Annotated in this window: 10 protein-coding genes; all 10 read right to left on the bottom strand. The window is 43.0% G+C overall.

Annotated features, from left to right (window positions below; translation table 11 throughout):
• Positions 1-128: 128 nt before the first annotated feature.
• The 10 genes from ABWV45_RS11610 to ABWV45_RS11565 all read right to left on the bottom strand — a co-directional run bounded on the left by ABWV45_RS11610 (position 129) and on the right by ABWV45_RS11565 (position 14,140).
• Positions 129-1,547 (bottom strand): glutamate synthase small subunit GltD family protein, encoded by a 1,419-nt coding sequence (locus ABWV45_RS11610; protein WP_353351809.1) that lies wholly within the window; start codon positions 1,545-1,547, stop codon positions 129-131.
• A gap of 35 nt (positions 1,548-1,582) precedes the next feature.
• Entirely contained in the window at positions 1,583-6,031 is a 4,449-nt protein-coding gene (gltB, locus tag ABWV45_RS11605; RefSeq protein ID WP_353351807.1) for a glutamate synthase large subunit, read from the bottom strand.
• A gap of 199 nt (positions 6,032-6,230) precedes the next feature.
• Positions 6,231-7,610, bottom strand: a complete 1,380-nt coding sequence (locus ABWV45_RS11600; protein WP_353351805.1) for an SPOR domain-containing protein — start codon at positions 7,608-7,610, stop codon at positions 6,231-6,233.
• Between the two features lie 20 nt (positions 7,611-7,630).
• Positions 7,631-8,710: a 3-dehydroquinate synthase gene (aroB, locus tag ABWV45_RS11595; RefSeq protein ID WP_353351803.1), complete on the bottom strand. Its 1,080-nt coding sequence runs from the start codon at positions 8,708-8,710 to the stop codon at positions 7,631-7,633.
• 1 nt (position 8,711) lies between these two features.
• Positions 8,712-9,239, bottom strand: a complete 528-nt coding sequence (gene aroK / locus ABWV45_RS11590; RefSeq protein WP_353351801.1) for a shikimate kinase AroK — start codon at positions 9,237-9,239, stop codon at positions 8,712-8,714.
• A gap of 8 nt (positions 9,240-9,247) precedes the next feature.
• Entirely contained in the window at positions 9,248-11,344 is a 2,097-nt protein-coding gene (locus ABWV45_RS11585; protein ID WP_353351799.1) for a type IV pilus secretin PilQ, read from the bottom strand.
• A 3-nt stretch (positions 11,345-11,347) separates the two neighbouring features.
• Positions 11,348-11,881, bottom strand: a complete 534-nt coding sequence (locus tag ABWV45_RS11580; RefSeq protein ID WP_353351797.1) for a pilus assembly protein PilP — start codon at positions 11,879-11,881, stop codon at positions 11,348-11,350.
• Entirely contained in the window at positions 11,881-12,525 is a 645-nt protein-coding gene (locus ABWV45_RS11575) for a type IV pilus inner membrane component PilO (protein WP_353351795.1), read from the bottom strand. Before ABWV45_RS11575 ends, ABWV45_RS11580 begins: the two co-directional genes overlap by 1 nt.
• On the bottom strand, positions 12,525-13,076 hold the full coding sequence (locus tag ABWV45_RS11570) for a PilN domain-containing protein (protein ID WP_353351793.1): 552 nt from the start codon (positions 13,074-13,076) through the stop codon (positions 12,525-12,527). The genes ABWV45_RS11575 and ABWV45_RS11570 overlap by 1 nt, the downstream gene beginning before the upstream one ends.
• Positions 13,076-14,140, bottom strand: a complete 1,065-nt coding sequence (locus tag ABWV45_RS11565; protein ID WP_353351792.1) for a pilus assembly protein PilM — start codon at positions 14,138-14,140, stop codon at positions 13,076-13,078. Before ABWV45_RS11565 ends, ABWV45_RS11570 begins: the two co-directional genes overlap by 1 nt.
• Between the last annotated feature and the right edge of the window lie 41 nt (positions 14,141-14,181).

The following is a 14,181-nucleotide window of genomic DNA, read 5'->3' as shown; positions in this document are numbered from 1 at the left end:
TTCAAAATAAACATTTAAGTGTCTGGTATTATCTATACAACGCATGCAAGTAACAATGACACAAATACAAAAAAGCACGACTATCGCATAGAAAGTCGTGCTTTTTTTGTAACAGAGCTGGTTAAATATTAGACATCAAGGAAATCTAAGATACCTTCTGCAGCTTGACGACCTTCCCAGATGGCTGTTACCACCAAGTCAGAGCCTCGAACCATATCACCACCAGCAAATACTTTTTTATTGCTGGTTTGAAACTTAAACTCTTGCTCTTCAGGTGCCACAACACCGTCCCAGCTATTTAGCTCAATACCAAAATCAGCAAACCAAGGGGCAGGGCTTGGACGGAAACCAAACGCTACCAACACCGCATCAGCTGGTAATACTTCTTCTGAACCTTCAATGACCTCAGGACGAGAACGGCCATTTTCATCAGGCGCACCCATTTTAGTGGTAACCACTTTAACCCCTTCAACCTTATCTTCACCCACAATGGCAACCGGTTGACGGTTAAATAAGAATTTCACGCCTTCTTCTTTTGCATTGACAACTTCACGCTTAGAACCCGGCATGTTCGCCTCATCACGACGATACGCACAGGTAACTGCACTTGCACCTTGGCGAATTGAAGAGCGGTTACAGTCCATAGCGGTATCACCACCACCAAGAACCACCACTTTTTTACCTTTCACGTCAATGAAGTCAGCGGCGTTCTTTTCCCAGCCTTGGTTGTGATTAACATTGGCAATTAAGAAATCCAATGCGTCATACACCCCTGGTAACTCTTCACCAGGGAAACCACCCTTCATGTAGTTGTATGTACCCATACCTAGGAAAACAGCATCGTATTCGGCTTCTAAATCAGCGAATTGAACATCCTTACCCACTTCTGTATTTAAACGGAATTCAACACCCATGCCTTCGAATACTTCACGACGGCGGGCCATTACGCTTTTTTCAAGTTTAAATTCAGGAATACCAAAGGTTAATAAACCACCGATTTCTGGGTATTTATCGAATACCACTGGCTTAACACCGTTACGGGCGAGTACATCGGCTGCCCCTAAGCCTGCAGGACCTGCGCCGATAATTGCAACCTTCTTACCGGTTTGTACCACCTTAGACATATCTGGACGCCAGCCCATGGCCAGTGCTGTATCGGTAATGTACTTCTCAACATTACCAATGGTCACAGCGCCAAAGCCGTCGTTTAGGGTACATGCTCCCTCACACAAACGGTCCTGTGGACAAACACGACCACACACTTCTGGTAGGGTGTTGGTCTGGTGGCTTAATTCAACCGCTTCCATGATATTGCCTTCACTGGCCAGTTGTAACCAGTTTGGAATGTAGTTGTGCACTGGGCACTTCCATTCGCAGTAAGGGTTACCACACGCTAAACAACGATGAGCCTGCTCACCAGCTTGCTCTTGTTGAAACGGCTGATAAATCTCTACAAAGTTGTGCTTGCGAGTTTGTATATCTTTTTTAGAAGGGTCTTTACGTCCTACATCTAAAAATTGAAAATCATTACTTAATCGTTTTGCCATAGTCACCTCTATTCGACTCTCTCGCTATTGGTCAATTACTCGGAGCGAGTCCGGGTGTTATTCAGCAATTGTTCTAAGCTTGCAGCCTTTGGCTTCACTAACCAGAACTTGCCTACGAAATTGTCAAAGTTATCCAAGATCTCTTGGCCCCAGCTACTGCCGGTTTCTTCAACATAATTTGTGATGATGCCACGTAAATAATTACGGTGAGCTTCTGTTTCTTCATTGCTAATGCGGTGAATATCAACCAGCTCATGGTTGTACTTATCAACAAAGGTATTGTCTTGATCAAGCACATAAGCGAAGCCGCCTGTCATACCTGCACCAAAGTTATAACCAGTGCTTCCAAGAACGGTAATTTGACCACCTGTCATATATTCACAACAGTGATCACCGGCCCCTTCAACCACGGCTTTAGCACCTGAGTTACGTACTGCAAAGCGCTCACCCGCACGACCTGCCGCTAATAACTTACCGCCCGTGGCACCGTACAAACAGGTGTTACCCACAATAGCGGCCTCTTGAGATGCAAATTCAGATACTTTTGGTGGGTAGATGACCAGCTTACCGCCTGTCATGCCTTTACCAACGTAATCGTTTGCATCTCCCTCTAGGTGCATTTCTAGACCACCAGCATTCCATACACCAAATGATTGGCCTGCAGTACCGGTTAATTGCAACTTGATTGGCTGACCTGCCATGCCTTGGTTACCGTGACGCAAGGCGATTTCACCTGAAAGGCGTGCACCAATAGAACGGTCACAGTTACCAATCTTATAGCTAAACTCTCCGCCTTTTTTCGCTTCGATAGCGGCTAATGCATCAGTCACCATCTGCTCAGCCAATTGACCTTCATCGTACGGATTATTACGATCCACTTGTACAGTATGAGGTTTATCCGCTGGAATGTGATCACTACTAAACAGTGGTGTTAAATCCAGATTCTTTTGTTTGTTGGTTTTGCCTTCAATCATTTCAAGCAGGTCAGTACGACCAACCAATTCTTCAAGAGAGCGCACGCCAACCGCCGCCATCCATTGACGAGCTTCCTGTGCTACAAAGCGGAAGAAATTTTTCACCATTTCAACGGTGCCAATAAAGTGCTGATCACGTAACACTTCATTTTGTGTGGCAACACCGGTCGCGCAGTTGTTTAAGTGACAAATACGCAAGTACTTACAACCCATTGCAACCATTGGCGTAGTACCAAAGCCAAAGCTTTCAGCACCTAGCATAGCGGCTTTTACAATATCTAAACCTGATTTTAGACCGCCGTCAGTTTGTAGACGCACATTACCACGCAGATCATTGCCTCGCAGGGTTTGGTGCGCTTCAGATAAACCTAATTCAAATGGTGAGCCCGCATATTTGATTGAGGTTAACGGTGATGCAGCTGTACCACCGTCATAACCAGATATAGTGATTAAGTCCGCATAAGCTTTTGCCACACCGGCAGCAATCGTTCCCACGCCCGGTTCAGATACTAACTTAACCGATACTTTCGCCCTTGGGTTTACCTGCTTAAGGTCGTAAATCAACTGAGCCAAATCTTCGATGGAGTAAATATCGTGATGCGGTGGTGGTGAAATCAGTGTCACACCCGGTACCGAATAACGCAGTGTTGCAATTAGATTATTTACTTTACCACCTGGTAGCTGACCGCCTTCACCTGGCTTGGCACCTTGAGCCACTTTAATTTGCAGCACCTCTGCGCTAGATAAATAATGAGGCGTCACACCAAAACGGCCTGATGCTATTTGTTTGATCTTAGAGTTTTTAACCGTGCCATAACGCTTAGGGTCTTCACCACCTTCACCTGAGTTAGAGTTACCGCCTAACTCATTCATGGCTTGCGCTAGTGCCTCGTGAGCCTCTGGCGACAACGCACCTAATGACATGGCCGCTGAGTCAAAACGCGGGAAGATAGCTTCAATCGGCTCTACTTCATCAAGCGAAATACTGTTATCCGTATTGATTTTTAACAAGTCACGTAATGTGGCCACTGGGCGATTATTTACAAGCTCAGCGTATTGATCATAGGCCGCTTGTGAACCCGTTTGCACCGCTTCTTGAATCGTGGTGATTACATCAGGGTTAAACGCATGATATTCACCGCCGTGTACGTACTTTAATAACCCCCCTTGATCTAAGTTTTTACGGGCTTTCCAAGCGTTCGCGGCATTGCGCATTAAATCATCTTGGAAATCGTCAAACTTAGCGCCTTGAATACGACTGGTTAAACCGCAAAAGCAAAGATCAACCACTTCATCCGATAAACCAATACCTTCAAATAATTGAGATCCACGGTAAGACGCAATTGTGGAGATACCCATCTTAGAAAGGATTTTCAATAAACCTTTACGAATACCTTTACGGAAATTCTGGCTTGATTGTAATGGGTCACCTAGTAATTCACCGGCACGATGCATGTCTGCCAATACTTCATAGGTTAACCATGGATAAACCGCTGTGGCACCAAAGCCAATTAAAACGGCAAAATGGTGCGCATCCCGGGCATCACCGGTTTCAATCACAAGGTTGGTATTACAGCGCAACCCACTACCAATTAGATTATGGTGTACCGCACCGGTAGCCATCGCAGAAGGTATGACTAACTGGCCTTCTACCACTTCACGGTCAGATAAGATTAAAATGGTTGTGCCTTCACGAGCCGCCGCTTGGGCCTGTTCAACTAGATTATTTATGGCCGCCTTCAAACCTGTTTCTGGGGCAAAACCTAAAGATAATGTAGTGTAGTTAAATTCAGCATTACCTGTATTCTTCAAACCAGTAAATTTCAATGGCGACAGTACAGGGCTGGTTAAAATGATACGATTGGCGTGACTGGCATCTTCAATAAATACGTTTTTCTCTTTACCAATACAGGTTTCAAGAGACATAACAATGGCTTCACGTAATGGATCAATCGGCGGGTTTGTTACCTGCGCAAACATTTGACGGAAGTAATCGGCAATGTGTCGAGATTTTTGCGACAGTACCGCCATAGGTGCATCATCACCCATTGAGCCTGTCCCTTCGACTCCTTGTTCAGCCAATGCGCGCAACACCTGCTCGCGCTCTTCAAAACTTACAAGGTGTAATTTCTGATGGGCTTTTAATAGATCAGAGTCTAAGTTGCCTTCTTTAAAGCGTTGCAGTTCTAATTCAGATTCAATGCGAATAGCATTTTCTTTTAACCAAGTACGATACGGCTGAGACTGCTTCAAGCGTGTATCAATATCGCTGGCTTCTAATACTTGGCCTGTTTGTGTATCAATCGCTAGAATTTCACCCGGACCCACACGGCCTTTAGATACTACATCTTCTGGCTTATAGCTATGAGTACCAATTTCAGATGCAACCGTGATGAAACCGTTTTTGGTTTTCACCCAACGAGACGGGCGTAAACCGTTACGGTCAAGACCACAAACAGCATAACGACCATCTGTAATAACTAAGCCTGCTGGGCCATCCCAAGGTTCCATATGCATAGAATTGTATTCATAAAATGCACGTAAATCGGCATCCATGGTTTCAACATTTTGCCACGCAGGTGGAATCATCATACGAATAGCACGGAACATATCCATACCACCGGTATGTAATAGCTCCAACATGTTATCCATTGAAGACGAGTCTGAACCAGTTGTATTTACAACTGGCTGAATGCTCTCAAGATTATTTAATAGCGGTGATTCAAATTGACTTCCACGAGCAGCCGCCCAGTTACGGTTACCACGAATCGTGTTGATCTCACCATTATGTGCCAACAAACGGAAAGGTTGGGCCAAAGGCCAACGTGGCGCAGTGTTTGTAGAGAAGCGCTGATGGAATACACAAATAGCAGTTTCTAAACGCTCATCACCTAGATCCAAATAAAAGCTAGGTAAATCTACTGGCATCATCAAACCCTTGTACGACAAGGTAGTCTCAGATAACGAGCAGATATAGAAATCAGGGTAAGCTGATAATGCAATTTCCGCTTTACGGCGAGCGTAATATAATTTTACCGCTAACGCTTGCTGACTTACTTCTGTGGTGGCATTAACAAACACTTGTTCAAAGCGTGGAAGGCAGTCAACAGCCATAGGTCCAAGGCAATCATTGTTGGTTGGCACCACACGCCAGCCTTTCACTTCTAAGCCTTGCTCAATAAATGCGTTGTTCATCGCTTCGCGTTGTTTTGCAGCAATTGATTCATCAAGGTCTAAAAAGACCATGCCCACAGCGTACTGCTGAGGTAATTCAATGCCCAAGTCAGCTTTAGCTACTTGACGCAAAAAGCCATCTGGCTTTTGAATTAATAGGCCACAACCATCACCTGTTTTGCCATCTGCCGCGATACCACCGCGGTGGGTCATACAAGTCAATGATTCAATGGCCGTACTCAATAGGTCGTGACTAGCATTGCCTTCCATATGGGCAATTAGGCCAAAGCCACAGTTGTCTTTGAATTCACCTGGTGTGTACAGACCTGTTCTCATAGACGCTCTCATCAAAAAAATCTTTATAAATCAATGCCTTACATGGCATTTGGACGCCGATTCAGTAGTTTTGAACAGACAAAAGGACGCTTATTCTACACGCGTGGAGGAGTTGGCTCAAATAAATTAGCCAATCTAACGGTTTTACCATGACAAACGGGGCTGGTCAGTATCGCTATTTTACGATTTTTGACTTGATTTATTGTTGCGGTATGTCTCGAATATCGTCCTGTATTTTACTAATCGGCCTCACCCAAGGTTGGCTTTTAATTGTCTTAGACAATTTTTGGGCCTGCTCACTGGCAAGCTGCTTATTATTAATAGGTCCATAAACTACAACAAACCAAGGCTCACCTCTATAGCGAGTTTGATAAATATTCAAATTATCACTGCCAATTTGACGAGAAAAGCGCTTAACAAAGGACTTTGCATTCTCTTCACTACGCACACCCAATAGCTGCAAAGCAAAGCTCTTACCTGACATATTCATGATTGGGTGTTCTATTTTAGCTGCCTTCATCTCTTGAGGTGCCGGTGAAGGCTTACTTTGGGCAACTTGTCGAGCTTCCATTGGCTTTTCAACGGGCTGCCCTTGCGGTGTTAATTCAGATTGCTCTCGCTCAATTGTGGCTTTTTGCTCACTGCTTGTATCTTTCACCACATCAAGCTGAGGATTCGTAACCATAGATGGAGCTTGTGCATTTAATTCTTCAGGCTGTAACGCTAAAGTAGCTGGCTCGGGTTTCTGTTGTTTCTCTAGCTGCTTTTTGACCACTAGAGCCGCAATCGCATCTTCATCAGTGAGCGCCGCTTCATCAGACGATGTTTGATATAAAACAGAAACTAGCAATGCTGAGCCGATTAATAAAACCGCCGCAATATGACCTATGGGAAAACTCGCGTCTTTTTGTGTTTGGCTTTCTTGCTCTAACTCAATAAGTCCTAACAGCTGACCCGGAACCCCCTTACTCAAGATCCATAACTGATGCATATCTTTCATGCTAATAGGAATAACGTCTATGCCAGATCGTTTGAATACTTGAGTAATGAATACCTCACTTTCTTCCTCAGTTAAGGGAGATAATTCAATCAAATGGTATAACTTATTTTCAAATTGGGGCTGAAGCTCATCAAGACGGGATTTAAGTGATTCATCACCACATAATATAAGCCGCCAGCCATGATCGAGGGTGGATTTATCTAAGAAAAACGACAGTAAATCATCGGATAGTAGGTGCGCGTCATCTATTAAAACATGCACTGACTCACCCTCAGCGGCCATTGCAACCAGTCGAGAGTCCAAGTCAATTAAGTTTGCATCACACCCTACCTGCATTGAGATAAGATCAATAATATCGGGAAGTTGCTGAATATTTAAAGCATCAAGCATGATCACTTGATGATGAACGCTGAGTTGATCACTAGCGGCTTTGAGTAAAGTGGTTTTACCTATTTCTTGCGGGCCGGTAATAAGTACCGACATGGCACTAAACTCCTGCACATGCAGCAGCATATCCAGCTGCTGAGCACGCTCACCTAGCATAATAATGTCGGGAGATGATATATCCTTGCCAGTCATCTTGCCCTCCATTGTTATTGTTAGTTGGTCAAGTGATGTAATGTGGCATCAAATTGTTCAAGTGCAAAGTCCGATGTGGTCACCGCATGACCCATAGACTGTAATAGCACTAGTCTCAGCTTACCATCTAGCACTTTTTTGTCTACAGCCATTAATTCTTTAAAACGCTCTGGTGACATACCTTGCGGAGATTGTACCGGCAGGTGGGCTGATTGCAGAATATCTTTAACTCTGGTGACACTCTCCTGTTCTATCCAGCCTAATCTAGCGGATAGGTCGGCCGCCATTAACATACCGGTGGCGACCGCTTCTCCATGCAACCAATTGCCATAACCTTGGTGGGTTTCAATGGCGTGACCAAAGGTATGGCCTAAATTCAAGATGGCACGAATCCCCCCTTCACGTTCATCTTGCGCCACTACCTTAGCTTTATTTTCACAGGATGTTTCGATGGCATAAATTAATGACTGTGTATTTTTTGCATTAAGTTTTTCCATGTTGCTTTCAAGCCAATCAAAAAACGGTAAATCACAAATTAACCCGTACTTGATCACCTCGGCAATGCCTGCTGCTAATTCATTGGCTGGCAGTGTATTAAGTGAATCCACATCGATCAAAACACAATTAGGCTGATGAAAGGCGCCAATCATGTTTTTACCGAGGTCATGGTTTACACCGGTTTTACCACCCACAGAGGAGTCCACCTGAGACAGCAAGGTTGTAGGAATTTGAATGAAATCCACACCACGCTGATAACTGGCAGCAGCAAACCCTGTCATATCACCAACTACACCACCCCCAAGCGCCACTAACGTGGTGGTTCTATTGTGGCGTTTTTCCAAAAGAGCGGTGAAAATTAAGTTAAGGTTATCTAAATTTTTAAACTGTTCACCGTCAGGCAACACAACCGTATCTACCTGAAAGTCTTCAAATAATGCCTTGGCTTGTGCTAAATACAACGGAGCTATGGTCTCGTTGGTGACAATCATAACCTGTTTGCCTTTAACAAAAGGCGCTACCAACTTTTTAGACGATAATAAATTCTGCCCAATGAAAATAGGATAACTACGATCACCTAAATCTACATTTAATGTTTTCATATCACTCAATAATATTGATTTCTGCCAAGCGCTTTAAAATTTCTTGAACCACATATTTAGGGTTGCGTTCATCTGTGTAGATCGTAATGTCCGCCACTTCTTTATATAAGGGGTCTCGTTGCGCCATTAGTTTTGTCAGAACGTCTCTTGGATTATCGATCTGTAATAACGGTCGATTTTTGTCTTTTGCAGTACGTGCGAGTTGTTGTTCGACTGACGTTTTCAAATACACGACGGTGCCGCGATTCTTCAAGTTATTACGATTTTCTTTACGTAAAACAGCACCACCGCCAGTAGCCATTAACACATCTTTTTCTTGGGTGATTTCATCAATTGCGATGACTTCACGATCACGAAAGCCTTGCTCACCTTCTACATCAAAAATCCATGGAATATTACAACCACAACGATCTTCAATTTCTTTATCGCTATCTTTGAATTCCAGTTTTAATTCAGCGGAAAGCAAGCGGCCGATGGTGCTTTTTCCAGCACCCATCGGCCCCACTAAATATACATTATGTATTGCCATAAACGTCTCTAGCGGGTGCTTAGCACATCCTTAACTAATCGAGGTGTAATGAAGATCAACAACTCGCTCTTATCTTCGGTATGAGAGGTACGACGGAACAAACGACCAATAACAGGTAAATCCCCAAAGAAAGGTGTCTTATCAATTTGTGTAATATCTTCCGATTGGAAAATACCACCCAACACAATAGTCTCTCCGTTGTTAACCAATACTTGGGTTTCAAGTTCATTAGTATCAATTGAAGGGATATTATTAAACACCTCACCAATAGCATCTTTGTTAATGATCAAGTCCATTAAGATACGATCATCCGGCGTAATTTGTGGCGTTACTTCTAGCTTAAGTACCGCCTCTTTAAAGGTAATAGACGTTGCACCACTTGAAGTTGCTTGCTCATAAGGAATTTGTGAACCCGCTTGGATACGTGCCGTCTGACCATCTGCTGTTATCACACGAGGCTGCGAAATAATTTCTGCCTTACCGTCAGACTCCATGGCTGAAAGTTCAAGGTCTAACATATAATCAAATGCGTTAATGCCAATTCCAAATGTAGTGGCGTTAGCGCTATTAACAGGTAAGTCAACCACGCTACCGTCATCAAGATTAAAGTCTTCAGGGTCATCGCCGTTCAAGCGATCAACGACGATATTATTGTAAGATGTAGCAGCAGCACGTGAACCGCCAGCTGAGAATATCTTGTCATTTTTCAAGACACCATAACCACCACCCCAGCGAATACCTAGGTCTTCACCTACGTTGGTTGACGCAACAACAATACGGGCTTCAATCAATACTTGGCGCACAGGAATATCCAGCACTTTAATCGCACGGCGTACCGCTTCAATTGAAGATGATGTATCTTGAATGATAATAGTATTAGTACGCGCATCCACACTGGCACTGCCACGATCACTTAATAAAGAGCCTTCTGCCGATACAAGTGCTAATAGGTCTGTAGCTTTTGCATAACGCACTTGAATAAACTCAGTACGAAGTGGTGCAAAATCCTCAACCTGACGATTGGCCTCTAACTCAATCTTTTGTCGATTAGCAATTTGATCCGCAGGGCCAACCATTAATACATTACCGATCTGTTGTTTAGCTAGACCTTGTGATTTCAACACGATATCCAATGCTTGATCCCAAGGTACGTTTTTCAAACGTAATGTAATACTGCCTTGTACTGTATCGCTCGCTACCAAGTTAAAGCCGGTGAAATCTGCAATAATTTGCAGAACCGTTCTTACCTCAATGTCTTGGAAATTAAGGGATAGCTTTTCACCGGTATAAGGAAAACGCTCTTCTTTAATGCGCTCTTCTTCGGCTTTTGTTAAAGGCTTAACATTTACAGTTAATAAGTTATCTGTTTGATAAGCCAAATATTCATAACGATCATCACTTGGCTCAATGAAAAACACCGGTTTACTCGCCTCAACCGTAGCATCAATAAAGCGCACAGGAGTAGCGAAGTCCCTTACATCTAAACGGCGGCGCATTTCTTGTGGCAAGGTAACATTGTTAAATTCCACACGAATACGACCAGACTGCTGACTAATATCAACTGGCACATTAGGATTACTCAAGCTAATAAGTACTTGACCTTCACCTAAATCGCCGCGGCGAAAATCAACGTCGATAATTCGCCCAGATTCAATTTTCTTTTTACTTTTGTAGGAGGGTTTATTATTAACCGCTAATAAAGAGGTGTCTGCTTCCTCTACTATATCCTGCTGACCCACAGTGATTAATAAATCATTACCCTTAATAGTGGTTTGATAACCGGTTAACTCTGTTAAATTAATAATAACGCGAGTTTTTTCTTGAGTGCCCACAATAATGGCTGTTCTAGCAGTGCCCATTCCAATTTTATGATATTTGGATTTCAGGGCACTGGTCGTTCCCGGTAAATCCAATGCAATACGTGCAGGCTCTTCAATGGTGTAACCTGAGACTTCAGGAGGCTGACCGTCAAACGTTAATTTAATCTCTGTTTTATCCCCAGGCAAAGATGCAAAGCTTACATCTTCAATTACGGCTGCGAATAAAGAAGAACTCACCGACATCAAACAAAGTACTAACAGTTTTTTTATAATTGTATTTTTCATTCTTTATTCACTCCCAGCCGATTGGCTTAGCCCCAAGGTTTGAGGCCGTGCAATCCAGCCGCCACTGCCGTTTGGCACCACTTCTATTAATTCTATTTTTGATTCGCCAATCATCACAACTCGGCCATTATTTTTACCCAAATATGCACCTTGTTCTATCATGTGCACATTACCCGCATTGGTTTTTATTAACGCTTTTAATTGATTGTCCGCATCTTTTACAAGAGTCCCAACTAAGGATAAATCACTTAACTGGAAATTTTCCAATGCCTGCTTTGCCCTAGATTCATTAGGAGCCTCAACCGTACTATCCACCTGTTGAGATAACTTTTCATAGGTAACTGGTGATTCGAACGGAGAGCGCAGTGCAGAAGCACTGTAAACGAATGCAGAATAAGGTTTAAACTCAGGAAGCGGTTTAATTCTACCCTTTGGGGTATTAGTTGTGCTGGCCACAAACTCTTGTAAGTCAGATATATCTGATGAATTGGAACAAGCCACTAAAAAAATCAAATTAAGTAAAAGTAACTTTTTCATTATCTTTTACCCTTTTTCTTTTTCTTTGATTTTTTCACTTCATCATTATAACGATAGGTTTTGGCTACAATTTTAAGATTTAGTCTATTACTGTTTTCGCTTGAGGAAGCAACAGTAAAATCATGTAAGGTTACAATTCGACCAAGTCCGGCTACCGCACTCACAAACGCACCAAAATCATGGTACTCACCTTCCACATCAATATTAATTGGAAGCTCAGTATAAAATTCTGTCTCGGATTCTTTATCCAGTTTAATGGAACGGATTTGAAGATTAGCACCTAAAGCCGATGACGTAATGTCTTCAAGTAAACCCGCAACCTCAGTATCACGAGGCAACTGGCGTAACAAGCTACCAAATGATTCTTCAATGTCTGCCAACTGCTGCTTGAATGCATCCAAGTTAGCCACTCTAAAAGCTTTTGTTTCAAGCTCCTTTTTAAGGCTGGTTTCTTGAGCGATAGTGCGATCAAATTTATCTGATAATTCTTGAATACTAAAAAAATAAGCCGCTGCCATTAAGGCAACAAAAAACATGAAAGCAAAAACAACACGGCCAACTAACGGCCACGACCCCATATTTGACCAATCTATATCATTTGGATCAAAGTTCGATATTTTATCTAAAGATGCTTGAATATCCATTATTTAACCTCCTCAAGTGCAGGAGTGGACTGAGTCACTAACATATCAAAGCTATTAAAGCCGCCGTCGGACCCATTAACGCCTAGCAATATGGGGTTTGTAAACCATGGTGAAGCATCAAAATTTCTCATTAGCTGTGAAATCTGATCATTACTGGAAGCTTTACCCTTAAGGGTAAATTGATTGCCTTTTGAACTAATACTATTAAAAAATAACTCTTTCGGCATCACACGAGCCATTTCATCGAACACCCGAACTATTACCGGACGATTACCTTGTAAGTCCTGAATCAAGCGCATTCGATCAAGTAATTCTCGTTTTTTGTTTCTAAGCTCTTGGATTTCTTTAATTTTACTTTCCAAAGCAGAGGTTTGTTTTTGAATATATTGATTACGGTATTCTTGATCTTTGATCGAGCTTTCAATAGCACTACTTCCAAACCACCAAATAACACCCGCGGCCATGAATACTAAAATGAGAACACCCGTGTATTCTTTTTGACGCTCTTGCCTTAGCTCTTCACGCCAAGGTCTTAAGTTAATAGTCGCCATTAATCAAAACTCCTCATGGCCAATCCACAGGCCACTAATAAACCAGGAGCATCATTAGCCAAGGTCTGAGGATTTACCTTAGGGCCAAGCGTCATACTAGCGAATGGATTCGCTATAATGGCATGGGTGCCGATTTTATCTTGGACCAACTGAGAAATACCTTCTAATGAAGATGTACCACCAGCTAAAATCACGTAGTCAACATCATTAAACTGACTGGAACTGTAAAAGAATTGCAACGAGCGACTGACTTGCTGCACAACGGAATCTTTAAAAGGTTCTAAAATTTCTGTTTCATAATCATCTGGCAGGCCACCTTCAATCTTCGCGCGGTTTGCCTCTTGAGCACTAATACCATACCGGCGCTGAATTTCTTCAGAAAGTTGCTGACCGCCAAACATCTGCTCACGGGTGTAAATGATTTTACCCTCGTGCAACACATTCAATGTGGTCATAGTGGCGCCAATATCAATAATCGCCACCGTATCTTTTGGCTCAGCGTCTAATTGCGATTCTAACAACTGATACGCGCGCTCAATACAAAACGCCTCAACATCCACAACTGTAGATTCCAAACCCGCTATTTCGATGGAGTCTTCTCTAAGCTCAACGGTTTCTTTACGACACGCCGCCAGTAAAACGTTAACTCTGTGATTATCTTCTTCGAGCACGTCTTGAACTTCAAAATCCAGAGCCACCTCTTCAAGTGGATACGGTATATACTGATCGGCTTCTAAAGCGATTTGCTGTTCCAGCTCATCGTCAGATAAACCAGTAGCCATTTGAATGACCTTGGTAATAACAGCAGAGCCTGCAACCGCCACCGATGCACGTTTCACCGAACTATGGGAACGCTGAACGGCTTTTTTAATTGCACCACCAACGGCTTCTTCATCGTTTATGGCTTGTTCAACCACTGAGTTTTCTGGCAGGGGTTCGGATGCGTAGGCTTCGACTTGCATTCGACCGTTTTGCTCAACAAGTTCAATTATTTTGATGCTGGTTGAGCTAATATCGACCCCAAGGACTGCCTTATTTTTCTTTTTAAATAGATTGGCTAGCACTGCTATTCCTTAAATTATCCAGCATTGCGGGCTGAAAAATG

The sequence above is a fragment of the Oceaniserpentilla sp. 4NH20-0058 genome (assembly GCF_040371755.1).
In the GTDB taxonomy this organism is placed as follows: Bacteria; Pseudomonadota; Gammaproteobacteria; order Pseudomonadales; family Oceanobacteraceae; genus Bermanella.
This window is presented reverse-complemented; position numbering and strand designations above follow the sequence as displayed.